The sequence below is a fragment of the Streptomyces sp. NPDC087844 genome (assembly GCF_044742785.1).
GTDB lineage: Bacteria > Actinomycetota > Actinomycetes > Streptomycetales > Streptomycetaceae > Streptomyces.
In genome coordinates, this window is the sequence record NZ_JBIUVD010000006.1 from 291,382 (window position 1) to 315,907 (window position 24,526).

The 24,526-nt window shown below is 69.3% G+C and carries 24 protein-coding genes; 12 read left to right on the top strand and 12 right to left on the bottom strand.

What is annotated here, in order from left to right; all coding sequences use genetic code 11:
• Positions 1-127: 127 nt before the first annotated feature.
• On the top strand, positions 128-1,246 hold the full coding sequence (serC, locus tag ACIOKD_RS15340) for a phosphoserine transaminase (protein ID WP_402083305.1): 1,119 nt from the start codon (positions 128-130) through the stop codon (positions 1,244-1,246).
• 201 nt (positions 1,247-1,447) lie between these two features.
• A complete protein-coding gene (locus tag ACIOKD_RS15345; RefSeq protein WP_402083308.1) occupies positions 1,448-1,750 on the top strand; it encodes a DUF6087 family protein in 303 nt (100 codons plus the stop codon).
• A 75-nt stretch (positions 1,751-1,825) separates the two neighbouring features.
• On the opposite strand, the gene ACIOKD_RS15350 is transcribed toward ACIOKD_RS15345, so the two are convergent.
• Together ACIOKD_RS15350 and ACIOKD_RS15355 are read right to left on the bottom strand one after the other, a co-directional pair.
• The gene (locus ACIOKD_RS15350) at positions 1,826-2,020 is read right to left on the bottom strand and encodes a DUF397 domain-containing protein (protein WP_402083311.1); all 195 of its coding nucleotides are present in this window, start codon (positions 2,018-2,020) and stop codon (positions 1,826-1,828) included.
• Positions 2,005-2,886 (bottom strand): helix-turn-helix transcriptional regulator, encoded by an 882-nt coding sequence (locus tag ACIOKD_RS15355; protein WP_402083558.1) that lies wholly within the window; start codon positions 2,884-2,886, stop codon positions 2,005-2,007. The genes ACIOKD_RS15350 and ACIOKD_RS15355 overlap by 16 nt, the downstream gene beginning before the upstream one ends.
• Before the next feature lie 186 nt (positions 2,887-3,072).
• Here ACIOKD_RS15355 and ACIOKD_RS15360 point away from each other — a divergent pair, with 186 nt between their 5' ends.
• Positions 3,073-3,504, top strand: a complete 432-nt coding sequence (locus ACIOKD_RS15360) for an ATP-binding protein (RefSeq protein ID WP_402083313.1) — start codon at positions 3,073-3,075, stop codon at positions 3,502-3,504.
• 373 nt (positions 3,505-3,877) lie between these two features.
• Here ACIOKD_RS15360 and ACIOKD_RS15365 read toward each other — a convergent pair whose 3' ends face one another.
• From ACIOKD_RS15365 to ACIOKD_RS15375, 3 genes are all read right to left on the bottom strand, one after another.
• A complete protein-coding gene (locus ACIOKD_RS15365; protein WP_402083317.1) occupies positions 3,878-5,440 on the bottom strand; it encodes a cellulase family glycosylhydrolase in 1,563 nt (520 codons plus the stop codon).
• 243 nt (positions 5,441-5,683) lie between these two features.
• Positions 5,684-6,541, bottom strand: coding sequence for an ABC transporter permease (locus ACIOKD_RS15370; RefSeq protein WP_402083320.1), 858 nt, complete (start codon positions 6,539-6,541; stop codon positions 5,684-5,686).
• Positions 6,538-7,548 carry an ATP-binding cassette domain-containing protein gene (locus ACIOKD_RS15375; protein WP_402083561.1) on the bottom strand — a complete coding sequence of 337 codons (1,011 nt, stop codon included), beginning with the start codon at positions 7,546-7,548 and terminating at the stop codon, positions 6,538-6,540. Before ACIOKD_RS15375 ends, ACIOKD_RS15370 begins: the two co-directional genes overlap by 4 nt.
• Positions 7,549-7,679: 131 nt before the next feature.
• On the opposite strand from ACIOKD_RS15375, the gene ACIOKD_RS15380 reads away from it, so the two are divergent.
• From ACIOKD_RS15380 to ACIOKD_RS15390, 3 genes are all read left to right on the top strand, one after another.
• On the top strand, positions 7,680-8,459 hold the full coding sequence (locus tag ACIOKD_RS15380; protein WP_402083323.1) for a TetR/AcrR family transcriptional regulator: 780 nt from the start codon (positions 7,680-7,682) through the stop codon (positions 8,457-8,459).
• Between the two features lie 271 nt (positions 8,460-8,730).
• Complete coding sequence (locus tag ACIOKD_RS15385) at positions 8,731-9,777, top strand: ATP-binding cassette domain-containing protein (RefSeq protein WP_402083325.1); 1,047 nt, start codon at positions 8,731-8,733, stop codon at positions 9,775-9,777.
• Positions 9,774-10,562 carry an ABC transporter permease gene (locus ACIOKD_RS15390; RefSeq protein ID WP_402083328.1) on the top strand — a complete coding sequence of 263 codons (789 nt, stop codon included), beginning with the start codon at positions 9,774-9,776 and terminating at the stop codon, positions 10,560-10,562. Before ACIOKD_RS15385 ends, ACIOKD_RS15390 begins: the two co-directional genes overlap by 4 nt.
• On the opposite strand, the gene ACIOKD_RS15395 is transcribed toward ACIOKD_RS15390, so the two are convergent.
• Positions 10,543-13,683, bottom strand: a complete 3,141-nt coding sequence (locus ACIOKD_RS15395) for an ATP-binding protein (RefSeq protein ID WP_402083332.1) — start codon at positions 13,681-13,683, stop codon at positions 10,543-10,545. The genes ACIOKD_RS15390 and ACIOKD_RS15395 overlap by 20 nt on opposite strands.
• 183 nt (positions 13,684-13,866) lie before the next feature.
• Positions 13,867-14,865 carry a WD40 repeat domain-containing protein gene (locus ACIOKD_RS15400; protein ID WP_402083563.1) on the bottom strand — a complete coding sequence of 333 codons (999 nt, stop codon included), beginning with the start codon at positions 14,863-14,865 and terminating at the stop codon, positions 13,867-13,869.
• 87 nt (positions 14,866-14,952) lie between these two features.
• Between ACIOKD_RS15400 and ACIOKD_RS15405 the strand changes: the two genes are divergently transcribed.
• On the top strand, positions 14,953-15,645 hold the full coding sequence (locus ACIOKD_RS15405) for an SGNH/GDSL hydrolase family protein (protein ID WP_402083334.1): 693 nt from the start codon (positions 14,953-14,955) through the stop codon (positions 15,643-15,645).
• An 87-nt stretch (positions 15,646-15,732) separates the two neighbouring features.
• On the top strand, positions 15,733-16,320 hold the full coding sequence (locus tag ACIOKD_RS15410; protein WP_402083337.1) for a Uma2 family endonuclease: 588 nt from the start codon (positions 15,733-15,735) through the stop codon (positions 16,318-16,320).
• A gap of 312 nt (positions 16,321-16,632) precedes the next feature.
• Here the strand turns inward: ACIOKD_RS15410 and ACIOKD_RS15415 are convergent, their stop codons facing one another.
• The 4 genes from ACIOKD_RS15415 to ACIOKD_RS15430 all read right to left on the bottom strand — a co-directional run bounded on the left by ACIOKD_RS15415 (position 16,633) and on the right by ACIOKD_RS15430 (position 21,446).
• On the bottom strand, positions 16,633-19,302 hold the full coding sequence (locus ACIOKD_RS15415; RefSeq protein WP_402083340.1) for a DUF6185 family protein: 2,670 nt from the start codon (positions 19,300-19,302) through the stop codon (positions 16,633-16,635).
• Positions 19,303-19,565: 263 nt separating this feature from the next.
• A complete protein-coding gene (locus ACIOKD_RS15420; protein WP_402083343.1) occupies positions 19,566-19,907 on the bottom strand; it encodes a hypothetical protein in 342 nt (113 codons plus the stop codon).
• A 57-nt stretch (positions 19,908-19,964) separates the two neighbouring features.
• Positions 19,965-20,918: a hypothetical protein gene (locus ACIOKD_RS15425; protein ID WP_402083345.1), complete on the bottom strand. Its 954-nt coding sequence runs from the start codon at positions 20,916-20,918 to the stop codon at positions 19,965-19,967.
• Between the two features lie 108 nt (positions 20,919-21,026).
• Entirely contained in the window at positions 21,027-21,446 is a 420-nt protein-coding gene (locus ACIOKD_RS15430; RefSeq protein WP_402083347.1) for a hypothetical protein, read from the bottom strand.
• An 83-nt stretch (positions 21,447-21,529) separates the two neighbouring features.
• Between ACIOKD_RS15430 and ACIOKD_RS15435 the strand changes: the two genes are divergently transcribed.
• Together ACIOKD_RS15435 and ACIOKD_RS15440 are read left to right on the top strand one after the other, a co-directional pair.
• Positions 21,530-22,342 (top strand): helix-turn-helix domain-containing protein, encoded by an 813-nt coding sequence (locus tag ACIOKD_RS15435; protein ID WP_402083350.1) that lies wholly within the window; start codon positions 21,530-21,532, stop codon positions 22,340-22,342.
• Positions 22,339-22,554, top strand: coding sequence for a DUF397 domain-containing protein (locus ACIOKD_RS15440; RefSeq protein WP_402083353.1), 216 nt, complete (start codon positions 22,339-22,341; stop codon positions 22,552-22,554). Before ACIOKD_RS15435 ends, ACIOKD_RS15440 begins: the two co-directional genes overlap by 4 nt.
• On the opposite strand, the gene ACIOKD_RS15445 is transcribed toward ACIOKD_RS15440, so the two are convergent.
• Entirely contained in the window at positions 22,536-23,393 is an 858-nt protein-coding gene (locus ACIOKD_RS15445; protein ID WP_402083356.1) for a phosphotransferase, read from the bottom strand. The two genes, ACIOKD_RS15440 and ACIOKD_RS15445, sit on opposite strands and share 19 nt — an antisense overlap.
• 193 nt (positions 23,394-23,586) lie before the next feature.
• On the opposite strand from ACIOKD_RS15445, the gene ACIOKD_RS15450 reads away from it, so the two are divergent.
• Both ACIOKD_RS15450 and ACIOKD_RS15455 read left to right on the top strand, forming a co-directional pair.
• Positions 23,587-23,916 (top strand): hypothetical protein, encoded by a 330-nt coding sequence (locus ACIOKD_RS15450; protein WP_402083359.1) that lies wholly within the window; start codon positions 23,587-23,589, stop codon positions 23,914-23,916.
• Entirely contained in the window at positions 23,913-24,425 is a 513-nt protein-coding gene (locus ACIOKD_RS15455; protein WP_402083361.1) for a hypothetical protein, read from the top strand. The genes ACIOKD_RS15450 and ACIOKD_RS15455 overlap by 4 nt, the downstream gene beginning before the upstream one ends.
• The last annotated feature ends 101 nt before the right edge of the window (positions 24,426-24,526 follow it).

Below are 24,526 nucleotides of genomic sequence, written 5' to 3' on the forward strand. Positions count from 1 at the left end.
GGCCCCGGGTAAGGGACGGGACGGGTAGGGGCGGCGGGGGCGAGAACCAGCCGGTCAAGACACCCCGCGCGTCTCATCCGACGGACGACGTTTCACGCACGTTTCCCCAACCGGCTACGCTCCCGTCGTGGCTGATATCCAGATCCCCGCAGACCTCAAGCCCGCCGACGGCCGTTTCGGCGCGGGCCCCTCCAAGGTGCGTACGGAGTCGCTCACCGCGCTCGCCGCAACGGGCACGTCCCTGATGGGCACGTCCCACCGCCAGGCCCCGGTCAAGAACCTCGTGGGCAAGGTCCGAGAGGGTGTGAGCAGCCTCTTCTCGCTCCCCGAGGGCTACGAGGTCGTCCTCGGCAACGGCGGGTCCACCGCGTTCTGGGACGTGGCGACCCACGGACTGATCGAGAACAAGTCGCAGCACCTGACGTTCGGCGAGTTCTCGTCGAAGTTCGCCAAGGCGGCCAAGCTGGCGCCCTGGCTGGCCGACCCGGACGTCATCACCTCCGAGCCGGGTACGCACCCGGAGCCGGTGGCCCAGTCCGGCGTGGACGTCTACGCCCTCACCCACAACGAGACCTCCACCGGTGTCGCCGCCCCGATCAAGCGGGTCGCGAACGCCGACGAGGGCTCGCTCGTCCTCGTGGACGCCACCTCCGGCGCGGGCGGCCTCCCGGTCGACATCGCGGAGACGGACGTCTACTACTTCGCCCCGCAGAAGTCGTTCGCGGCGGACGGCGGCCTGTGGATCGGCATCTTCTCCCCGGCCGCGATCGAGCGCGCCGAGCGCATCCACGCGAGCGGCCGACACGTACCGGAGTTCTTCAGCCTCCCCACGGCGATCGACAACTCCCGCAAGAACCAGACGTACAACACCCCGGCCCTCGCGACCCTCTTCCTGCTGAACGACCAGCTTGAGTGGATCAACGGCCAGGGCGGCCTCGACTGGTCGGTCCGCCGCACGGCGACCTCCTCGCGCACGCTCTACGGCTGGGCCGAGGACGTCAAGTACGCGAACCCGTTCGTCACCGACCCGGCCAAGCGCTCGCAGGTCATCGGCACGATCGACTTCTCGGACGACGTGGACGCCGCCGCCGTCGCCAAGGTCCTGCGCGCCAACGGCATCGTCGACACCGAGCCCTACCGCAAGCTCGGCCGCAACCAGCTCCGCGTGGCGATGTTCCCGGCGATCGACCCGGCGGACGTAGAAGCGCTCACGAAGTGCATCGACTACGTGATCGAGAAGCTCTGACCTTTTCTCGCGCAACAAGCACAACTCGCACTTCCCGTACGACGATGGGGACGCCCGGAGAACACCGGGCGCCCCCATCGGCATATCGGTGTCAACGTACCGACGTGGCCAGGCTCCGGAGTCATCTCTGAAAGAGAGCGACGTCATCGTGCGGCGCACTACGCTGCTGGGGCAGAAGTCTCCGGAGCACAGGGAAGCACGATGGACGACGAGTCGCTGTCGGACTGGGCCGAGCGCCGTGACGCGAAGATCGGGCGCCTGCGGGCGGTACCACTCGTGTCCGGCGACGGCCTCAAAGGCTCGCACCTCAACCCGGACGCGCCCCGCGCCATCCAACGGTGGAACGGGTACGCCTGGGAACCGTACGGGTTCGCGGCCAACCTCGCCGAGACGCGACGCATCCTGCACCCGTCGGCGAAGGAACCGCCGACCGCGTCAGCACCTCAGCCCCAGCCACTCAAGGCCGGCCGGGGCAGACACAGAAAGCCCCGCCCGCACGAATGAACCGCCGAGCGCAGTTGCGGGAACGTCTGATACGCAAGCGACGAAGCTGAGGTGCGAAGCGGCGCCCGCAGGTGCTCAGACGGTGGCCTGGCCGAACTGCCGGAGGAACGCCTGCCAGCCCTCGCGGGAGACTGTGAGCAGGGGGCCGGTGTCCGACCGCTTGCTGTCGCGGACGGCTCGGCCACCGACAGCCGTGTCGGCGACCTCGACGCAGTTGCTCTCCGCTCCTGAGTACGACGACTTACGGAAAGGGCCTATGGCCTCGGGCACGATGCGTCTTCCTTCAAGTTCCGCAGTACGCCCCGGATGAGCTTCGCGCTCGCGTCCGGTGCCAGTGCCGACGATCGTAGTAGGTCGTACATATTGGCGTAAGCGGCGAGGTCTTCCGGGTCCTCAAGGACCGATGTACCTCTCAGATTCTCCAGGGCCACGGCTTGGACCGCAGGTTCGGTGTCAAAGCTGAAAGTGGAGAAGGCCGAGGTGACGGTGGCGAGCGCTCCCATGCTGAACGGGAGCACCTGCACGGTGACGTTCTTCCTCTTCCCCACCGCAAGAACGGCCGAGAGCTGCTGCTGGTGGACTTCAAGGCCCACCAGAGGGTGGGTGATCACTGCCTCCCAGATGACGGCGGAGTACGTCGCTCCGCCGTCCTCGATCTTCGCCTGGCGGGCCTCCCTCACCTCGACCAACTGGGCAACGCGCTCGGGCGCCATGTGGGCGGGGCTGGTCTGGATGACCGCCTCCGTATAGGCCGGAGTCTGCAGAAGCCCTGGCACCAGCACTTGCTGCCATTCCTGGATGTAGGTCGCGTCGTCCTCAAGGGCGATGTGGTCCATGTAGTCCGGCCGCAAATGCGCGGCGTGCTCAAGCCACCAGCCCCGGTTCTTGGAGCGCTTGGCCAAGTCCTCCAATTTGGCACGGACTTCCCGATCCCTGATCCCGTACGCATCCAACAGCAGGCGCACCTCGATGACGCGAGCGGTGACGTGCCCACTTTCAAGGCGGCTGATCCTGGCCTGACTTGTCGCGATCACCTCGGCCGCTTGCGGCTGGTCAAGCTTCGCGGCGAGCCGGTACTGCCTGAGCGCCGTGCCCAAACGCCTGCTGCGCACTGTCGGCCGTCCACCTGCGGGCATGGGGCCTCCCCTCTCCTTTCGCAACGATGCCACACAGGCCACCGCTCCTTAGAACGCGTCACTCGATCGAGTGGACGAGTGAATGTATTCAGTCGATCACGTTGCTAACGGTCGAAATCTGACCGTAGCTTCATGAAGGCGCCGTCACGCCATCCACCTTGACGCCATGTCAGAACGGGGTCCCCCATGCCCATGTCCGAGACCTTCCGCATCCCCGGCCACAGAAGCCACGTCCCCACCGCCCGCCAGCGTGTCCGCAAGACCCTCGCGGGTTGGGGCATCACCGACGACCTCGCCGCCGACATCACCCTCTCCGCCAACGAGCTCGTAACCAACGCGGTGGCCCACTGCCGGGTGTCCCACGCCCAGGTTCGAGTCACGCTGACACTTCTGGAGGCCTACCTCTTCCTTGAGGTCCACGACCCCGACCGGGACCGGGTCCCCAGGGTCCGCGAGCACGGCCCTGACGCCGAAGGCGGACGCGGACTCACCCTGGTCGGGCAACTCGCCCACAGCTGGGGGCACGCCCAGCAGCCGCACACGAAATGCGTGTGGGCGAGGTTCGCACTCCCCGCGCTCCCCGCCCCGGAGGGACCCCGTGTTCCGGCCGGTTCGTGACGCCTTGGTCCGCCTGATCACCCGCCCGCGCACCGGCGGTCACGCGGTGGGCGACTGGGAACTCTCGTTGGAGGCAAGGGCGCCGGACCCGTACGTGTGGCGGCGGCTGCCCAACCCGGCCGAGGCTCGCTGGCGCCGGTGGGCGAGGCGGTCCCGTGCGGTCGGGTATCGGCTGCCTCTTCCACGCAACGAGGAGTGCTGGCACCTCCCCGAACGTCCCGGCCCACCCCACCACCACGGGGACAGCGCCGACGACATGGTGCGGCTGTACGTCGTTTCCGGACCTCGGGGTGCTGATGCCTAAACCGGTGCAATTCGGCGACAGGGGCGCCCGGCAAGCACCGAGCGCCCCCGTCACGCGGCCGTCAGAACGTCACGTAGCCGTGCAGCCCACGCTCGGTGCACCCCCGGCCCCCGGCGCTCCCCCGAATCCGAACGTCGCCGAACCGCCCCCCGCCACAGCCCCGTTGTGGTCGGCGTTCGTGGTGGTCACGGTCGCGCCGGTCTGGGTGTACGACGCGTTCCACATGCTGGTGACCTTCTGGGCGCCGGGCCAGGTCCACGTCGTCTTCCAGGACTTGAGCGCGGTCGTGCCGGAGTTGGTCACCTTCACCTCGGCGTTGAAGCCGCCTCCCCAGTCGCTGCTGACGGTGTACGCGGCGGTGCAGGCGGCCGTGCCGCCTCCCGGGTCACCGGGATCGCCGGGGTCGCCGCCGCCCGGTTCCGCCGGGAAGCCCGGTGCTTTGACGCTCGCCAGGTAGCCGTCCTTCACCGTGTCCACGGTCGTCCAGTCGTCCTTCAGGATGCCGCCCGTGTCACCGGAGTTGGGGTTCCACGACCAGAAGGTCCAGGAGACGCTGTCGGCACCGTACGTGCTCGTGGGGCGGAGGTAGTCGACCAGGGCCGCGAGCCACTTCTGGTCGACGGCCGACTGGAGTGTCGTACCGAACTCGCCGACCCACACCGGGGCGATGTTCTGCTTGAAGATGTAGCCCCAGTACTTGTCCCAGATGCCCGGCATGTTGGCGGGGAAGGACGGATCGCTGAACCAGCTCTGCTGGGCGACGCTGGTGGCGTAGTCGTGGGCCGAGTAGACCACCCGGTTGGGCACATCCAGCTGTACGGGGTACTGCGCGACCCCCATCAGGTTGCCGCCCCACCAGCCCGACACGCCGTCGACCGTCTGCACGCCCTCCACGAAGATCAGCAGCTCGGAGTTGGCGGACAGGACCGCGTTCCCGGCGCGCTGGGCGGCGAGCCGCCAGTCCTTCGTCGTGTCGCCGCAGCCCCAGCAGGCCGGATCGTGCGGCTCGTTGTGCAGGTCGATGCCGATCACCGTCGGGTTGCCCTTGTAACGGGTGGCGAGTGACTTGAGGTTGGTGATCCAGGTCGTCTCGGGGACCGCCGCGGTGTACCAGAGCGCCGACTGACCCGCCGCGTCCGGCCGGTGGCGGTCCAGGATGACCTTCAGGCCGTCCTGACCCGCGTACGCCACGAGCTTGTCCATGATCTGGAGGGGTGAGAGCCCCTGGAGGTCGGCGTTCTTCCCGCCGGAGAAGTCGATGCTGTTGGCCACGGCACCGCTCTTGAGGATGTCGTCGCTGTACGGCAGCCGGATGGCGTTGTAGCCGAGCGACTTCATCTGGTCGATCATGCTCTTGTAGTCGCGCGCCCAGAGCCCGTGGACGGCGTTGTTGGACGTCTCGAACCCGAACCAGTTGATACCGGCGATCCGTACCGGCTGTCCCGCGGCGTCCAGGATCTGCCGGCCGCTGGTGTGCCAGTAACCGGCTCCGGGGGCCGCGGCCTTCGCGGCGGATTCCACGACGGCTGCCGTGTCCGCGTGTGCGGCCTGGGCACCGGCCTGGATTCCGGCCAGCGGTAACAGGAGCGCCGCGGCGGCAGCACCCAGCGCTCTTCGCAAGCTGCGGAACATGTCGCTGCTTCCTCTCGGGGATCGGAGGGGGATCGGAGGGGGACGAGAGAGACGCGGGTCCGGAACGCGGTGGGAGCGCTCCCACCGCACCACGCACCCCTATGGAAGGGATCCTTCGTGGACACGTCAAGGCGTCGTGCGGCAATCGGGACACTTGAGCCCCCGCACACCGCACGACGCCGCGCGGCGCAACGCAACGCAACGCGCAGGACCGCGCAGCACCGCGCAGCACCGCGTGCCGCTCTACTTACTGAGCTTCTGGAATCTCCGTACCGCGATCGGAACGAAGATCAGCGTCAGGACCAACGGCCACACGCCCGCCATCAGCAGCGCGTGCCGCTCGATCCAGGTGTCGCCGCCGCCCACCGGCGTACCGAAGAGTTCGCGGGTGGCCGCGGCCGTCGACGAGATCGGGTTCCAGGCGGCCACGTGGCCCAGCCAGTCGGGCATCAGCTGCGGGGCGACGAAGATGCTGGAGATCATCGTCAACGGGAACGCGACCGCGAACAGGCCACCCGCCGCCTCCGGGTTGGGCACCAGCAGACCGAGCCACACCCCCAGCCAGATCAGCGCGAACCGCAGCCACAGCAGCAGCCCGAACGCCCCCAGGAAGGCGAAGCCGCCGTCCGGCCGCCAGCCCATGGCCAGCGCGGTGAGCATCAGGATCGCCAGCTCCGCGCAGGCCACGATGAGGTCGGTGACCCCGCGCCCGGCGACGACTGCGGACGGCGACATCGGCATGGAACGGAACCGGTCGATGACCCCTTTCGTGGAGTCGTACACGACGAGTGTCGCCGTGTTGATGAACCCGAAGGCCATCGTCATCACGAACATGCCCGGCATCAGGAAGTCCCGGTAGTCGCCGCCGCCCGGGACCGTCATCGCGCTGCCGAAGACGTATCCGTACAGCAGCACGGACAGGATCGGGAAGCCCAACTGCCAGACGATGTTGATGGGTTGCCGCTGGTAGTGGGTGAGCCCGCGCCGGACGACGTTCCAGCAGTCGGCGAGCACCCAGTACGTACGGCCGCGGTCCAGGACCTGCGCCCCGGCCGCCCCGGTCACCTCGGTCACCTCGGTCACTCCGTTCACGCGGCTCATGCCGCAACCTCCTTCGTGTCGCCGTCGCCGTCGCCGTCGCCGTCGCTGTCTGCGCCGACCTCGGCGTCCGTGCGGTGGCCGGTCAGGCGCAGGAACACGTCGTCGAGGCTCGGCCTGCGCAGTCCGATGTCCTCCACGCGCACTCCCTCGTCCTGGAGCGTCCGCGCCACCTCGGTGAGCGCGGCGACCCTGTCGGTGACGGGCGCGTGCACCCGCAACTCGGTCTCATCCGCCTCCGGTTCACCGTCCGAGACGCGGGCGACGACCTTCACCGCCCGCGCGATGTCGGCCCGCTCGGCGACGACGACCTCGATCCGGTCGCCGCCCACCCTGTTCTTCAGTCCGTCCGGGGTGTCGTCGGCGATGGCCCGCCCCTGGTCGATCACGGTGATGTGCGAGGCGAGTCTGTCGGCCTCCTCCAGGTACTGCGTGGTCAGCAGCACGGTGGTGCCACCGGAGACCAACGCCCGTACGGCTTCCCACACTTCCCCCCGCCCGCGGGGGTCGAGCCCGGTCGTGGGCTCGTCCAGGAACAGCACCGCCGGGGTGAGGATCATCGAGGCGGCGAGGTCGAGGCGCCGCCGCATACCGCCGCTGTACTTCCCGACCCCCTTGCCGGCGGCGTCGGTGAGGTCGAACTGCTCCAGCAGTTCCGTCGCGCGCGACCGGGCCCTGCGCCCGCCCAGGTGGAACAGCCGCCCGAACATCTCCAGGTTCTGCCGGCCCGTGAGCACCTCGTCCAGTGCCGCGTACTGACCGGCGAGCCCGATCCGCGCCCGTACCTCCCTCGGCCGCGAGGCCACGTCGACACCGGCGACCCGCGCGCTTCCCCCGTCCAGCGCGACCAGCGTGGAGAGGATGCGGACGGCGGTGGTCTTGCCCGCGCCGTTCGGCCCGAGCAGGCCGTGCACCGTGCCCTCCCGCACGGCGAGGTCGAAGCCGTCGAGGGCGCGCTTCTCCCCGTACCTCTTTTCGAGCCCTTCGGCCCGTACCGCGTAGTCACTCACACTCGCACCCACACCCACAGCACTCCTCCACCCGTGACGTTCATTCACCGGAGTTCGCTGAACTGAGTACACCGTACCCTTTTTTGAGTACGACGTACCCAGTTTCCTCGCGGGGGCCTATCCTGAGGCGTATGACAAGCGGCAAGGGCGCAATGGACACCAGCGGCAGCGGAGACATCGGCCGCACGCTCCACCTGCTGTGGGACATGGGCCCGCGGCCCAGCCGAGGCCCCAAGCCCGGCCTCACCCTCGACCGGATCGTGGAGGCGGCCGTCCGGGTCGCGGACGCGGAGGGGCTGGAGGCGGTGTCGATGCGCCGGCTCTCCACGGAGCTGGGCACCGGCACGATGTCGCTGTACCGGTACGTCCCCGGCAAGGGCGAGCTGCTCGACCTGATGCTGGACCGCGTCCAGCGCACGGACGACGACCCGTCCGTCTTCGGCGACGACTGGCGCTCGGCCCTGGAGACCCTGGGCCGCGAGAACCTCGCCCTCTACCGGCGCCACCCCTGGCTGCTGAAGGCCAACCAGTCCCGTCCGGTGCTCGGCCCCAGCGCCGTCGAGGGCATGGAGAAAGTGATCTCCCGCATCAAGCCCATGGGGCTGAGCGACCCGGAACTGGTCTCGACGGTCGTCATGATCGACTCGTACGTCACCGGGGCCGCCCGCACCCAGCTGTACGCCCAGGAGGCCGAGCGCAGGACCGGTCTGACGGACACGGAGTTCTGGGCCGCCCAGTACCCCGTCCTGGAGAAGGCCATGGCCAGCGGCCGCTACCCCGTGATGGCCGCGCTCTCCGAGGACTCCTTCGGCTCCGACTTCGACCACTTCGAGTTCGGCCTCCAACGAATCCTGGACGGCCTGTCCGCACTCGTAGCCCACCGCCGAGACTCACCCCACGACACCCCCTGAGGTCCCCGCCGGGGCCCGTAAGGGGCGCGGGGAACGGCGCGCCCAGCCCCCACCGGCCCCCACCCACCGCAAACCGAACCACGACACAGCCAAGAGCCGGGCCGGGCCCCCAGGGCCCCATAGGGGCGCGGGGAACTGCGCGGCCAACCCGTACCGGCCCGCACCCGACCCTGCGCACCCGCCGCCGGGGGCCCCGCCGCGGCCCCCGGTTCCAGCCCACTGAAACTCCCCTGAAACCCCGCTGAATGCGCCCTCCCGCAACCTCTGCGGCATGACGACGACCACACCTCACCACCACCAACCTCACCCCCACCCCCTGGCCATCGCGGCCAAGGGACTCCGCAAGGCCTACGGCGACAAGACCGTCCTCGACGGCATCGACCTCACCGTGCCGACCGGCACGGTCTTCTCCCTGCTCGGCCCGAACGGCGCCGGCAAGACCACCGCCGTGAAGATCCTCTCCACCCTCGTCACCGCCGACGCCGGCGATCTGCGGGTCGGCGGCCACGACCTCGCCACCCACCCCCATGCGGTACGCGCCGCGATCGGCGTCACCGGCCAGTTCTCCGCCGTGGACGGGCTGATCACCGGCGAGGAGAACATGCTCCTCATGGCGGACCTGCACCACCTGCCCAAGCCCGAGGGCCGCCGGGTCGCCGCCGAACTCCTGGAGCGCTTCGACCTCACCGCCGCCGCGACGAAACCCGCCTCCGCCTACTCCGGCGGCATGAAACGCCGCCTCGACATCGCCATGACCCTGGTCGGCAGCCCGCGGATCATCTTCCTCGACGAACCCACCACCGGCCTCGACCCGCGCTCCCGCCACACCATGTGGCAGATCATCCGCGAACTCGTCACCACCGGCGTCACCGTCTTCCTCACCACCCAGTACCTCGAAGAGGCCGACCAACTCGCCGACCGCATCGCCGTTCTCAACAACGGGCGCATCGCGGCGGAGGGAAGCGCCGAGGAACTGAAACGCCTCATCCCCGGCGGACACGTCCGGCTGCGGTTCACCGACCCGGACGCCTACCGGTCCGCCGCCTCCGCGCTGCGCGAAGCCGCCCGCGACGACGAAGCACTCGCCCTGCAGATCCCCAGCGACGGCAGCCAGCGCGAACTGCGTTCCATCCTCGACTGGCTGGACTCCGCCGGCGTCGAGGCCGACGAACTCACCGTGCACACCCCCGACCTCGACGACGTCTTCTTCGCCCTGACAGGCGACACCACCGTCCCCGGCCAGGCCGCCGACCAAGCCGCCACCCAGGCCACCGGCCAGACCGACCAGGCCGACCAGACCAAGGAGACCGTCCGATGAGTGCCCTCGCCCTCGCCGCCCGCGATTCGAAGACCATGCTGTGGCGCAACCTGCGGCACGTACGCCGCTATCCCTCCATGACCCTCAACCTGCTGCTCACCCCGATCATGCTGCTGCTCCTCTTCGTCTACGTCTTCGGAGGCGCGATGAGCGCGGGCATCGGCGCCGGCGCCGACCGCTCCGACTACATCGCCTATGTCGTCCCCGGTCTCCTGCTGATGACCGTCGGCAGCACCGTGATCGGGGCCGCGATCTCCGTGTCCATGGACATGAACGAGGGCCTCATCGCCCGCTTCCGCACGATGGCGGTCTACCGCGGCTCCGTGCTCATCGGGCACGTCGCGGGCAGCGTGCTGCAGGTGCTCGCCAGCCTGGTCCTCGTCAGCGCCGTCGCCGTGGCCATCGGCTTCCGCTCCACGGACGCCACGGCCCTGGAGTGGCTGGCGGCGTTCGGACTGATCACGCTGTTCGCCCTGGCCCTCACCTGGATCGCGGTCGGCATGGGCATGGCCAGCCCGAACCCCGAGGCCGCCAGCAACATGGCGACGCCGCTGATCCTCCTGCCGCTCGTCTCCAGCGCCTTCATCCCGGCCGACACCATGCCGGGCTGGTTCCAGCCGATCGCCGAGTACCAGCCCTTCACCCCGGCCATCGAGACCCTGCGCGGGCTGCTGCTCGGCACCGAGATCGGCCACAACGGGTGGATCGCGGTCGCCTGGTGCGTCGGCCTGACCGTGCTCGGCTACCGCTGGTCGACAGCGCGGTTCAACCGCGACCCCGAGTAACCGCCATGACCGCGCGGGCCGCCTCCCGCAACTCGTCGCGCCTGAGGGCGGCGTACTCCGACACCGCGTCGGCGTACGCCGCCCCGTCGGCTTCCCCGGCCGCCCGCCGGGCGCGCTCCGCCGACATCGTCGGCTGGTAGTCACGCAGCACCCGCAGCCGTTCGGCCAGCGCCACCATCCGGACGGCCGAGGCGTCACCGGAGGCGATCCCCGCCACTCCGAGGGCGTGCAGCGCCGTCCCGAACACGGGGAGGTCCATGGGCGAGCCGGCCGGAGCGGTAAGCATCGTCCGCAGGCCCTGCCGAAGCCGTGTGACGGGCTCCGCGACGAGTTCGAGGCGGCCGGCGTACGCGTGCGCCGTCACCGACGCCGACTGCATCTGCAGCACCCACCGCTCCAGGAAGGGATCGCCGCTGTGCGTCGGGCCGACTCCGGTCACCCCGTCCACGGCGCCGCGCCACAGACCGAGCCCGACCTCCGTCAGTCCGCGGGTGAGCGCGATCTCGGCGCGGGCACCGAGATCGGCGTTGTAGACGTCGTCGTTCCGTGGGAGGCCGACGGCCTCCGCCTGCCGCAGCCAGTACTCGGCCTCGTCGGGGTCGCCGCGCTGCAGACAGGCGAGGACCAAACCTCCGCGTACGCCGATGGAGTCGTGCTCCTCGCCGAGTTGCGGCAGCGCCTCAAGCGCCGCCTTGAGATGCCCGTACGCGGCGTCCCCCCGCTCCGACTGCAGGTACAGCTCGCTCAGCCGGGCGTGGCCCAGGACCTGGAGGAACGGGTTGTCGACCGGCTCCAGCGCTTCGATGATCCGGCGGGCCGAGGCGAGCGCGCGGCCGATGTCGTGCTCGTACTCCCAGACGTAGGTGGCGGCGCACTCGGCGACACCGGCGAGCATCGGCCGCTCGTCGGCGCACAGTTCCCGCAGTACGTCGTAGTCGGGAGGCCGCATCTCCGGGACCGCGCTCAGCACCACCGCGACGGCCCGGAGCAGTGTGTCCGGTGGGGCCGCGGGGAGCCGCCGGAGGGTGACGAGCTGGCGTACGGCGACCGGGCCGTACCCCATGAAGAGGCTGACCGTGCACAACACCGCCGCCGCGCGCGCGACTTCGACGTATTCGGGCTCGGGGTAATAGTGCGACAGGGGCGGCCCGGTGTCGGCGGCGAGGGCGGTGAGGCGCGGATAGTTGGAGCCGGTGGACCACAGGGCGGTCAGGACGGCGGTGAGGGCGGCGACGGTGGGGCCGTCGTCACGGGCCAGGGCGTACCGCAGGGCCGCCACGAGGTTGTCCTGCTCGGTCCTGATCCGCTCCCAGGCGGTGCGTGGTTCCGGCCCGAAGATCCAGTCGTGGTAGGTGACTCCGAAGTCCCGTGCCCAGGCGAGAAACCGGCCGACGGCCTGCTCCTCCTCGCCCGCCTCGGCGCGCCGGGCCGCGCTGAACTCCCGTACGGTCTCCAGTATTCCGAACCGCACGCCGGCCGGGGTGTCGGTGACGGTGAGCAGCGACTGCCCGGCCAGTTGCTCCAGCAGGAGCAGCGCGTCCTCGCCGAGGACCCGCTCCACCGCTTCACCCGAGAACCCGCCGGGGAAGACGGACAGCGTGCGCAGCGCGGCCCTCGCCTCCGCGTCGAGCAGGTTCCAGCTCCAGTCGACGACGGCGTGCAGGGTGCGGTGGCGTTCGGGCACGTTCCGTGTCCCGCCGCGCAGCAGCGCGAAGCGGTCGCCGAGGCGGCGGGCTATCTCCTGGACCGACAGGACGCGCACCCGCGCGGCGGCCAGTTCCACGGCGAGCGGCAGTCCGTCGAGGTGGCGGCAGAGTTCCGCGACCGCGTCGGGGGGCAGCCGCACGCCGGGCCGGGCGGCCCGGGCGCGCTGGGTGAACAGCTCGACCGAGGTGTCGAGGCCGAGTTCCGGCAGCGCGTACACCGCTTCCGACGTGAGGCCCAGCGGGGCCCGGCTGGTGACGAGCACCCGCAGGTCCTTCGAGGACGACACCAGAGCCTGTACGAGGTCGGCGGCGCCCCGGACGACCTGCTCGCAGTTGTCGAGGACCAGCAGGGCGGGCCCGGAGCCGAGCACACCGAGGACGCCGGACACCGGGTCGGCCACGGTGTGGGCGGCCATGGCACCGTGGCGTCCCTCGCCCGCGCCGAGCGCGGAGGCCACCTCGGCGCTCACGTCCTCGTCCGCGGTGACACCGGCGAGCGGCACGAAGTACACGACGCGCTGCTCGGCCCGGCGGCTGACGGCGTGCGCGAGCCGCGTCTTGCCGAGGCCGCCCGGGCCGACGACGCTGACGGCACGGGAGTCGCCCAGCAGCCGCCCCACCGCCGCAATGTCCTCGTCCCGCCCCAGCAGCGGGTTCGGCTCGTGCGGCACGCCGTGTCTGACCACGGGGGCCTCACCGCGCAGCAACTCCCGCTGTACGGCCTTGAGTCCGGCACCCGGTTCCGTACCCAGCCGGTCGCGCAGTTCACGGCGGTACGCCTCGTAGCGGGTCAGCGCGGCGGACGGGCCCGCCGACGCCGCTTCGCCGCGCAGCAGCTCGGCGAGCACCTCCTCGTCGCGCGGATGCCCGGCGGCGGCCTCGGCCAGCGGCCCGGCGGCCTCCGCGTGCCGCCCGAGGCGGGCGAGGGCGAGCGCCCGCGCGCGGACGAGCGTGCCGTGGACGGGGGCGCGTTCGGCGCGCAGCGCGGCCACGGAGTCGTCGGGGTCGCCGTCCTGGTCCGGGGTGCCGGGCCACAGCACGAGCCCGGCCTCTGCGGCGGCCAGTGACGCCGCGTGGTCGCCGGCCCTGGCACGGTCGGCGCTCGCGGCGGCGTGCAGCAGCAGGGCGGAGCTGTCGACCTGGTCCTCGTCGAGGCCGAGCCGGTATCCGGTCGGCGTGCTGACGACGAGGTCGGCGCCCAGTTGCGCACGGGCCCGGGACACGAGGACCTGCAGCGCCTTCCCGGGCCGCTCCGGCAGCTCGTCCGGCTGCCACAGCCCCGCCACCAGCCACTCGGTGCTGCACCCCGTGCGCGGGTCGCCCGCGAGGAGCGCGAGGAGGGCCCGCAGCCGGGGCGCGGTGACCTCTTGTCCGCGACAGGCGACACGCGGCAGCAGGATCAGGTCGATGGTCACGCGTGCACAGTAGCCAAGGCCGGGCCGCCGAAGCCCCCGGCCACGGCCTCTCGCCCTCGCTCACGGACCTGCGCACGGACTTGCGCACGGATTTGACGCCTGCTTGCACACGCCTTCGACGCCTGCTTGCGCACGAATCTGACGCCTGCTTGCACACGGATCTGACGCCGGCTTGCGCACGGTCTAGTCGCGGCGCCGGAACAGCCGCTTCAGCCCGTAGACGACGGCGAAGGCGACAGCGAGGGCGATCGCGCCCATCTTGAAGTTGCCGGTCGCCCCGTCGTCGCCGTCACCACCGTCGGCCGAACTGCCGCTGCCCGAGGACGACGTGCCGTCTCCCGCCCCGGGCACGCTCCCCGCCTCGACGGAACTCCCGCTCCCCTCGCTCCCGTACAGCAGGGTGGATCCGTCGGGCGTGTAGGTCACCGACTCGCCCTGCCGCTGCAACGGCACGTCCAACTGCCCCTGCCGCTTGGGCTTCCCGTTGTTCCACTTGTACGCGATACCGCCGAAGTAGCCGCGTACGGCGAGCTGTTGGCCGTCGGGCGAGAAGGCGCCGTCGGTGACCCAGAGGCCGATGTCGGCGGTGCGCTCGAAGGTGTTGGTGCCGGAGGCGGACAGCTCGGCGGGCCCCTCGTACAGTCCACCGCCGTCCTCGTTCTTCGAGGCGATGTAGACCCGCCCGGTCTTGGGATGCACCATCAGCGCCTCGGCGTCCCGGGCCCCGTCCGCGTACTTCACGTCGTACTGCGTGGCGCGGACGGTCTGGTCCTTCAGCTCCTTCGGCTCGGGCAGCTCGTAGATCCACACGTGGTCCCAGGTGCCGCCGAGGTTGTCGCCGATGTCACCGACGTACAGATGACCGTTCGGCCCCATGGAAACGGCCTCGACGTCCCGGGGCCGCCCGACACCCGTCATGGTGACGGTGGCGACGGTCTTGCCGGTCCTGCTGTCGACGGCGTAGAGGAAGGCGCCGTCGTCGCTGTCGTTGTGGGTCCAGTAGACGCCGGGGTGGGCCCGGGAGGCGACGAGCCCGCTGGACTCGGTGATCCGGGGGTCCTCGATGGTGAACCCCTCCGAACCATCGCCGTCGGCGCCGTCTGCGGCAACGGCGGGTGCGGCGGGCACGGCGAGCACCCCGGTGAGAAGGGCCCCGGCAAGGAGCACATACGAGCGACGCATGCCCCCAGCCTGCCACCCCGCCGCCGCTTCGGCGGGCGTGTCCGGCTTCACACCCCGGCCCCGCCGGTGATCGTCCATCATGAGCGGATGCTCAGGTTCATGCCCGTCGGCGATTCCATGACGATCGGAAGCGCCGGCGAACACACGTGGCGCTACCGGCTGTGGCAGCACCTGCGCGCGACGCACGGGGGCCCGTTCCGGCTGGTCGGCCCTCGCGAGACGCTGTACGACAAGGCCACGGGCGCCGCCGACTCGTACGAGTACGCCGACCCGGACTTCCCCCGCGCCCACCTCGCCGGGTGGGGTGAGGGCTGGCACCACCTGAGCCCGCTGATAGCCGACGCGGTGCGGGCGTCCCGCGCGGACGTGCTCCTCGTCTCCCTCGGCCTGATCGACCTCGGCTTCTACACGAACGCGACGCAGACGTCCGAGAACGTCCGCGCCTTCATGGCCCAGGCCCGGTCGGCGAACCCCCACGTCTCCATGGCCCTGCTCCCCGTGATCCCGAACATCAGGGCGGAATCGGACGCCCCCTTCGCCCGGGAGGTCGCCCTCTTCAACGACCTCCTGGCGAAGACGGCAGCGGACCTGGACGAGCCGAACTCCCCCCTCCTCCTGGCCTCACTCCCCCGCGGATACGACATCCACACGGACACGTACGACGGCACCCACCCCAACGCCTCGGGCGAACACAAACTGGCGGCGGCGTTCGCGGAGGCGATGCACCAGGGGTGGGGCGTGGGCGGCCGTTACGAGCCCCACCTGGCCGAAAGGTCCTGACCGGATCCGTGAGTCTCCGTGTCACCGTGCGTATCGTTGTACCGCGCGGCTGTACTCGTCCGAGGGCAGCCGGGGAGGAGCGCCACGATGACCGTCCTTGAAGACAGGATCGAGATGGCCAACGAGAGCAAGGGCCTCACGCTCGACATGCTGTTCGAGCAGCTGGAGCGGATGCCCGTCCCCGAGGGATACAAGGTTGAGATCGTCGAGGGGGCCATCTTCATGTCGCCGCAGCGTGACACTCACTGGGAGATCATCCTGGACATCGTCGAGCGACTCCGGACCAAGTACCCCCGGAAACGCGTGAAGTCCGACGTCCGTGTCGACTACCCAGGCCACCTCAACGGCTTCGCCAGCGATGTCACGTTGATGGCTGAGGGAGCTTCCAAGCCCGACACTGGTTACTGGCGCTGCCAGGACGTCCAGTTCGTCGCCGAAGTGATCTCCAGGGGCACCGCGACCAACGACTACGGACCCAAGAAGACCGCGTACGCCCTCGCCGATGTCCCCGTCTACCTCATCGTCGACCCGTACCAGGGCAAGTGCCACCTCTACACCCAGCCCAAGGACGGGGAGTACTTCACGGAACTCTCCGTCACGTTCGGCGCCGACATCGACATGACGAACACGGTCCTCGGCCTCACGCTCAAGACGGACGAGTTCCCGCAGGACTGAGCCCGGGTCCCGTCCCGGCTCGTCGAAGCGTGTTCCGCACCCTGGGCCCGCGTGGCGCCATCCCTGGCCTTGGAGTGGTCGAGTCTGATCGGGACGGGATTCGGAGCCGTACTGAGGCTGACGGCCCTGGTCGGCGAGCATGTGCGCCGGCGGCGCACCAATGCGAGTCCTTAGGTGAGAGCGCCCCGACACCGGACGACCAAGCGGCCGGACGAGCACACAGCCGAACGACGGCAGCGGTTCATGCGCCCTCCGCCGTCACCTTCACGCGTCATCCGTGTGACCGCGACCTGCCACGGGACCGGGGCCGTCTCACTTGCCCTCCGCAGGCTCCGGTGTCACAGCCGGTTCCGCGAAGAACTGCCAAATGCTGATCATGGCGATGATCTGGGCGACCAGATAGGCGACCTGCAGCGAGTAGTAGCGCATCTGATAGACCGACAGCAGCAGCCCGAGACGACTCTGCCAATAGCGCCGTTCGCCCCGAAATGTGTCGAGGTCGAGCGCGATTCCGGTGACCGTGAGGACAAACAGCATCGCCGAGACATACAGGGCGAGGTTGCTGACGCTTTCATGCGTGAACCAGGAGAGCAGGGCGTCGAGAGCGGCGGGCAGAGCGAACGCGAGCGTGACCGGGATCGCCTTGACCGCTCCGCGCCGCCCCGCGAGCACCCGCCACAACGCTCCCAGCACGAACCCGGCTCCCGCCCAAGTGATCATCCAATAAACAAATATGAGCACTATGTCCGGGAATCCGAACTGGAAGGAGAGGGTGGACTCCCAGGCTTCTCCCCGGACCGTCCACACCCACGTGGTGAGTGCTGCTGTTGGCAGCCCTGGTATCAGTGCCAGGCGGGCGGCCCTGCTGCCGTTGGCCCACCAGGTGTCGCGCGGCCCCAGCGCCAGGGCCGCATCCACCACGGACACCTTCGGCGGGAGCCGGTCGGAGGTGGTCAGCACGCCGCCTGCGGGCCAGTCGTGCAGATCGCTCAGGTTTGCTTCCTCGTCCTCTCGCACCGGGGGTTGGTCACCGAAGAGGCCCTGGTCGAGACGGCGCAGAGCGGCATGGGTCTCGCGATACGTGCGGGCCCTGGACAGCAGTTCGGTACGGGCGCCGACACTCAGGATCACAGCGAGAGAGTGATCGGACTTGGCGAAGGGCTGCGCCAGGACGGAGCGGCGGACGAAGAGGGTGACCGCCCCGTAGAGGGCCAGCATGTGCAGGGGTATCCACACGCTCACGGGAAGAGTGACGCCCAGGGGCCAGCCGCCGGCCATCCCCACTCCGACGGGAAAGAAAGTGAGAAACAGCAGCCGTTCAGCCCGGTCACCGGGTCTGTCCAGTGGCGACAGGGCAGAGGAGATGTGCCAGGTACGAAGCGCGGCCAATGCGGCCACCGCGCTCAGCATCCACAGGTTGCCGCACATCCAGTCCTGCCCGTTGGAAACGGACCACATCGCATCCCAGAGCAGGTTGATCCGGTGCTCCTTGCCATAATCGGCGTCCAGGGGGTCACTCAACCAGGTAGCGCGCTGCCAGCTGCGCTCATGCGTCAACGCGGCGCACACAGCGATGCCCACGGTCGCCGCCAGGACGGCCGGCAGGGCGATGCGCAGCCGCAGGACCCGGTCCGTGCCAGGGTTCCGGCGGCTCTCCGGAAGTAGTTGTCCGTCGGTGGCGAGCCGCCAGGCGGCGGCGACGAAGGCGAGCAGGGTCAACGCCATCACACAGCACGCGGAGGCTGTCTGTGCGGCGAGCGCCTTGTCCGAGGCGATGTAGACGTGGTCCATCGGGCCAGGGCGCAACGGACGTAGATCGAAACGCTCCGGCCATTTCATCTCCGCGAGCGGCAGCAGAGCCAGTAGGCCCGCCACCGTCCAGATCCGCTGCGGCGGTCTGGCGAGGACCAGCAGCAGAACGACCACCGTCAGGGCGAAGCCGTGCCCGTGGAAGATCCATTCGTCGAGCCACCGGCCGTCACTCCTGCGCTGCACGTACGGTTCGATCAGGTCGTCCGCGATTGTCACCGCGGCAACAGCTACGGCGCACCAGGCCCACGCGATCAGATTGAGCCGAGTACGCCGCTGCCGGTCGGTCGGTATACCGGAACGCGCTCCGTATCTCCGAGCCGCGACCAACAACAGGACAGAGACCACGATCGACCACAGCCAAGTGCCGAGCGCGCCCATCCCCAAGGTGATCAACCGACTGTTCTGCGCGGCCCAGGAACGCTGCCAGGAGGGCCGAAGCCAGACGGCCACCGCTGGCGCCGCCAGTTCTTCCGCCTTCTGACGACGCGAGGCACCCGTCTCTCCAGCGTTACCCTTCGCCGCCTCTGCTGCCGCCTTCTGCGCTGCCCTCTTCTCTGCTGTTCTCTTCTGCTGTCGGATTGCTTCGGGCCGCCACACAAGAGCTGTGGCTCCCTGTCCCGCATAGGGTTTCGGTTTCGCCGACTCGGCTCCCGGCTCCCCCGGGTCAACCGTGATCCGGTCCCACCGGGCACCTGCGAGAGCGGGCGGTGCCTGAAGTCGTACGAACCACCGCTCAGCGCCGGTTCGTACGCTCCACACCCCGACCGCGATGTCGGACCGGTACTGGTCGACCCATGAGTGCGCCCTGTCGACGACCTTGACGCGTCCGCCCTTCGACACCACCACGGGGCTGCCGACCCGCCACTCCGTCCAGTGCCGCTGCTGCTTCTTCTGCTCACTCCTGGTGAGGCAGGCCATAGCCCGGATGTACCGGCGGCTGTCCTCGCTGAGCAACAGGTCCTGCGCCAGCCTCCAGTCGTCCGGCACATCGACCGTCAGCCTCGTGACAACCTTGGTGTACGTCCGGTCGTCGTGCTGGAACTCCACCGATGTGCTGACCCGCGCCTTGGCGAGCCGCGCACTATCACAGGCATCGCCCCGCGTCGGCTCAGCCGCCCAAGCGCCCTCCGGCGCGACCAGCAGACACAGCAGGCCCACCAGCACCGACACTGCCCACCTGTACGCACGGGTCCTCAACAGACGCCCCCCGACTGAATCCGTGGCGTACATCATGACCCATGTCACTGACATCTGCCGAAGCCTCTTGACAACCAACGCCCGCAGGCACCAGGGCTGTTGTCGGCTGTGGAGCGGACCCGTAAGAACTGCAGGGGGCGTTGATCGCCTGATTCAGGGGCTTGACGGCCTCTCCGTCACGCGACTGAGGCGTCGCAGACCGGCCGCCACAGCCGGTTCGCAGATAATCCTGAGCCTCATGAGGTCTTGCCCCTCAACATGTCTTCCACCTCTGCCTGCGTAAGTGTTCCGCCGCCGGCCGACTTCGCTCGCAGCGCGGTCGCGAGGTCGGCGAAGTCGATCGCGACGGCCTGGGCGTCGACGTCCGTGGCGGCGTCGACGAGCGCCTGCGTCCACCAGTGGTCGAGAAACGCGTCGAAGGCGGACCCTTCGGAGAGGGTCGCCAGTTCGGCGTCGAGGTCCGGCAGCCGATCGGGGCGGACGGCAGTGCGGATCCCCTCAAGGTTGCGCGGAACCACATACCCGGTGAAGCCCACGGCCTCACGCGCCTCCTGAAGGATGTCGCTCCATGCCGCCATGTCCCTGCTCCTCTCCGAGCCCGCCTTCTCCGCTGCGGGGCAGCAGCGTATGACGCGCTAGCCACCGGAGACACACTCCTGTACGCGCGTCCGCCACTGGACGGAGAGCGGCTGGAGTGTCGCCTCGTACGCGGCGGCGGTACGGCAGCGGAGGCAGTGTGTCTCGTCGTCGCGGGGGCGGAAGACGTGCTCGTCGCCCGGTCCCGGGCAGGTCACCAGGCCCCGCTGGGCCGGAGCCGCGGTCCACTCGGGCGGCGGGGCGTGGGTGACGGCCTGGGCCTGGGCCCTCGCCGCCGGGAGTTTCTGCACCAGTCTGTGACGCAGGAAGCCGACCGCCGAGCGGACGCCGTCCGCCGGCAGGCCTGTCGTCAGGGCGCGGCGGAGGTCGGCCGCCGTGACGCCTCTGCGCAGCCACTCAGCTGCCGCGGCGGCCAGCAGCCGGGCCTCGCGGACGCCCAGGAGCAGCTCCCGGTTCACATGCCGCAGGGACAGCAACACGCCTTCCGCCTCGGCGAGATCGGGCGTGTGGTCTTCGGTGTGGTCTTCGGTGTGGTCTTCGGGTGGTGGGTGGGGAAGGTTCTTCTCTTCCAGTTCTTCTTCTGGGGGACAGTGACCGGCCGACCGTTCCCCCGGTCCGCCGACCGTCGGTGGGCGCTCACTCGGTGGCGCGGCCACGGCCGTCTCCCCCGCGCGGGCCCCGGCCGCCTCCTCACGCGTGAGGGTGACGTTGGCGAGGAGCTGTTCCGTGACCCAGCGGCCCCGCGCGCCCTGCTCACGCCACTCGTGCAAGTAGCCGCAGTCGGTGAGGAGTTGCTTGGCCCTCTGATACGCCCGGCCCTTCAACCCCAGCCTGCCCGCGTGTTCGCTGAGCGGCTTGGGGGCGGCGTCCTCCGGCAGTCCCTGTACGTAGAGCAGCAGGACCTTCGCGTCGCTGTTCAGTTGTGAGTGCCGTACGACGTCGTGTGACGCCTTCGTATAGCGCCGAACCGGCGCGATAGCATGCCGAAGCATCTCTGGTGGGACCTGTTCTTCCGCTGGCGGTGAAGGTCCTCGGGCGGTGTTGGTAGCACCACCGGGGACCGCTCCGTACACGAATGCGCACGGAGTGTGATGTCACGATCACGGTACATGACTGATCACGCGGCTCACGACCTCCGCCAGTAACCCCGCGTCCACGAACGGCACTTCACGCGTCGGCTCCGACCGCCAGTCCAACGGCCAGGTCAGCCCACCCAACGCGGGCACCCCCACGTAAGCCCAGCCCCGCGCGTCCCGGCCCAGCGCCCGCACGCCGGTGGGCCAGCGGTGGCCGGTGGCGCTTTGCGGGGGCAGCAGGAAGTACATGTACCGGCAGCCCGTGGCCCCCCGGACGATCGGGCCCGCCTGGAAGTCCGTGAACTGGATGAGTTCGTACGCCACTTGTTCCGCGAGTACGCCCGCGATGCGTACGGCGTCGAAGTGGATACCGGCGTGGCGGAGGCCGTGGCCGGAGGCCGGGATCCAGGGGTGCACCCTGCCGGGTGCGGTTTCCGAGTTCATGGAGCACATGCTTACGGCCGCTCACATACTGTGACCAGGGTTACGCAGGGTCCGTGCACGCCTGTGCACAGGGGGAGGTCGTTGTGCACTCCGGTGAACAAGGTTCCAGCAACCTGGAGATGTTCGGCTCGTTGCTGCGGTTCTTCCGTGAACGGGCCGGGATGACGCAGGAGGGGTTGGGTGGGTACGCCGGTTACTCCAAGTCGCAAGTCGCCATGGTGGAGCGGGGCGAGCGTGCCCCCAAGGGGAAGCTCGTCGAGATCGCGGACGAGGCGCTGAGTGCACAAGGTGCACTTCTTGCGGCCGCAAGGAAGCTGAAGACCAGCCCACTTCCGGCCTGGACCGCGACTTACGCGGAGATCGAAGCCGAAGCCACGGCCTTGCACACGTACGCGAATCACGTGGTACCCGGTCTGCTGCAGACGGAGGCGTACGCCCAGGTGGCGATCGGCTGCAACTACCCACCGCTGGAGGACGAGGAGATCGAGGAGCAGGTCGCGGCACGGTTGGTCCGCCAACGGCTCTTCCAACGGAAGCCCACCCCTGCCCTCAGCTTCGTTCTGGAGCAGATCTCATTGACGCGCCCGATCGGGGGTCGCCACGTCCTCGAAGAGCAACTGCGCCACATCTTGGAGGTCGGGCGCAGACGCAACGTCGAGATTCAAGTCATGCCGTCGGATCGCGAGACGCACTCCGGGCTGAACGGACCGATGATCCTGCTGGAAACCGCGGATAGACGCCAACTTGCCTATGTCGAAGGTCAGAACGGCGGCTACTTCGTGCGCGAACAACCCTCCCTTGGCGACTTGTTCGGCCGGTATGGCACTCTGCGAGCTCAGGCCCTCACTCCAGAAGAGTCCGCCAAGTTGATCGAACAGGTGGCACACGAGCTATGAGTACCGACCTGCGGTGGTTCAAGAGCAGCTACAGCGGCAACCAAGGCGAATGCCTGGAGATAGCCATAACCGCAGCCACCCCCCTCCCCACCATCCACATCCGCGACTCCAAAACCCCCGCCGCCCCCACCCTCACGGTCGCCCCGGCGACCTGGTCCGCCTTCCTCCCGCATGCCGCCGCGTACGGAAGTGATCACTTCAATCCACAGTGATCGAGTGCGGTACGAACCCGGTCGAGCCCTTCCGCTCTCCAGTGGTCCCGGTCGGGCATCTGGTCGTCCCGGCGCCAGCGCCAGGCCGAGAACATCGCCCAGTTCAGGGCGCGGCACCGATGAACCAGATCCTGGTCGGCCCCCGCATAAAGCCTCCCCACTTCCTCGGGCGCATGGGCGAGGTCGAACTCGACCGGTCCCCGGCAGCACGTGCCGAGGTCCACGAAAAGCGGCCCCCTCCTCGTGTTCAGGAGGTTTCCCGGATGCGGCTCGCCGTGCAGCAACTGGTCGCGGGCTGCGACTCCGACTCCGCCGACGCCGATCGCGGCGCTCAGTTCACCGAGTGTGGTGCTGAGGAGTTCCCGGTGGGCGTCGGACAGCTCGGGGGACCGGCTCCGGTCGTCCACCTCTTTCAGCGCCACGGTGACTCGATCGGTGAAATGCGGTGCGGCGGCCAGATCGACCCGGCGCAGGGCGGCATGGTGCCGCGTGAACGCGTCCGCGTAGTCGGCTGGTGCGATCTCCGATCCCACAGGTTCGTAGTAGGTCCAGAGCGAGATGGCGAAGTCGTCGCGCACCTGGACCCGAGGTTCGACCCGGGGGTCGAGCTCGGCCACCGGCGCGTCGACGGCGACGAGACGGTGTGCGACCTGCACCTCGAACTCGGAATCGGCCAGATGCCCGAGGGGCGCGACCCGGGCCAGCACGTCACAGGGAAGCAGGCGCAGGGCCACGCGGTCCGAGTTGTGGACGACGATCACCTCGTCGACCCGCAGACCCAGCCCCGAAGCGGTCGCCCGCCCTGCCGTGATGGCGCGACGGAGTTCTATCGGCTCCACACCGTTCCTCCCTGGTTGTCGCGCACACGCCGCACGCCGCACCCTGCGGATGCCTGGGCCATAGCCATACCCCAGACCACCAACCCCATCCTTACGCCGACCCGGCCACCTGGTCAGCCTTACGCCCTACGCCCTCCTCCCTCATGCCTCGTGCCTCATGCCGCCACGTACAAAGGTGTTGTACGTTGGTCGCATGGCCGCAAAGCGCAGCATGATCACCTTTGCCACGGACCCGGAGACCAAAGAACGCATCCGCTCCTACGCGGAAGCGTCAGGAGTCGACGTCAGTACGTACGTCATGGCCGCAGTGGGCGCCGCGATGGCACACGACGACCAGGTCGCCCGGACCTTCGCGCCCCTCGACGACCTGATCGCGGAGACAGAGGCGCAGGAGTCCGCGACCGGTCAGCCGTCGTCGGAAGAGCTCGGGCAGGACTCGGTACCGGATGCCGAGCGCGAGGAGATCTCCGCCTCTTTGGACGCCTTCTTCGGTTCGAGCACCGGGCACAGGGGCGTCGCATGACAGCTGTGGTCTACGACGCCGGGATGCTGATCCATCTGGAGCAGGGACGGAAGAAGGCCGTGAGCCTGCACCAGGAGATCCTTCGGCGCGGAGGGCACCGGCCCATCGTCCCGTTGCCCGTGCTCGGGCAGGTCTGGCGGCCCGGAGCGGGGAACTACACCTGCCTCAAGCCTGTGCTCGCAGGCTGCACGGTGTATGCCGCCCGGGACTCACGGGCCCCGCTGTTCACCGCCAAAGGGTGGGACGACCCGCTCCACGCCTGCCGGCCGTGCGTGGCCGGGCACACGGAGGCCGACGGCAAGCGCGTGGGCGCGCTCGGTGCCCGGGCAAAGCTTCCCGCGAAGAAGGACTTCGACGTCGTGGACGCATTGGTGCTCGTGATCGCGGCCCATCACGGCAGAGCGTTGATCGTCACCACCGACCTCGACGATCTGCTGGCCTACCGGGAGGCTCTCGGCGAGCACCACATCGGTATCTGCCATCCGGACTCCCCCCAGCGGATTCTCTGACGTCGCGGAGCTGCGAGAGGCCTCCCGGCGTAACGAAGACCCTCGGCACAACCACCAAGGTCGTCACAGTGAACGCCGAACTCGAAGAAGCGATCAAGCGC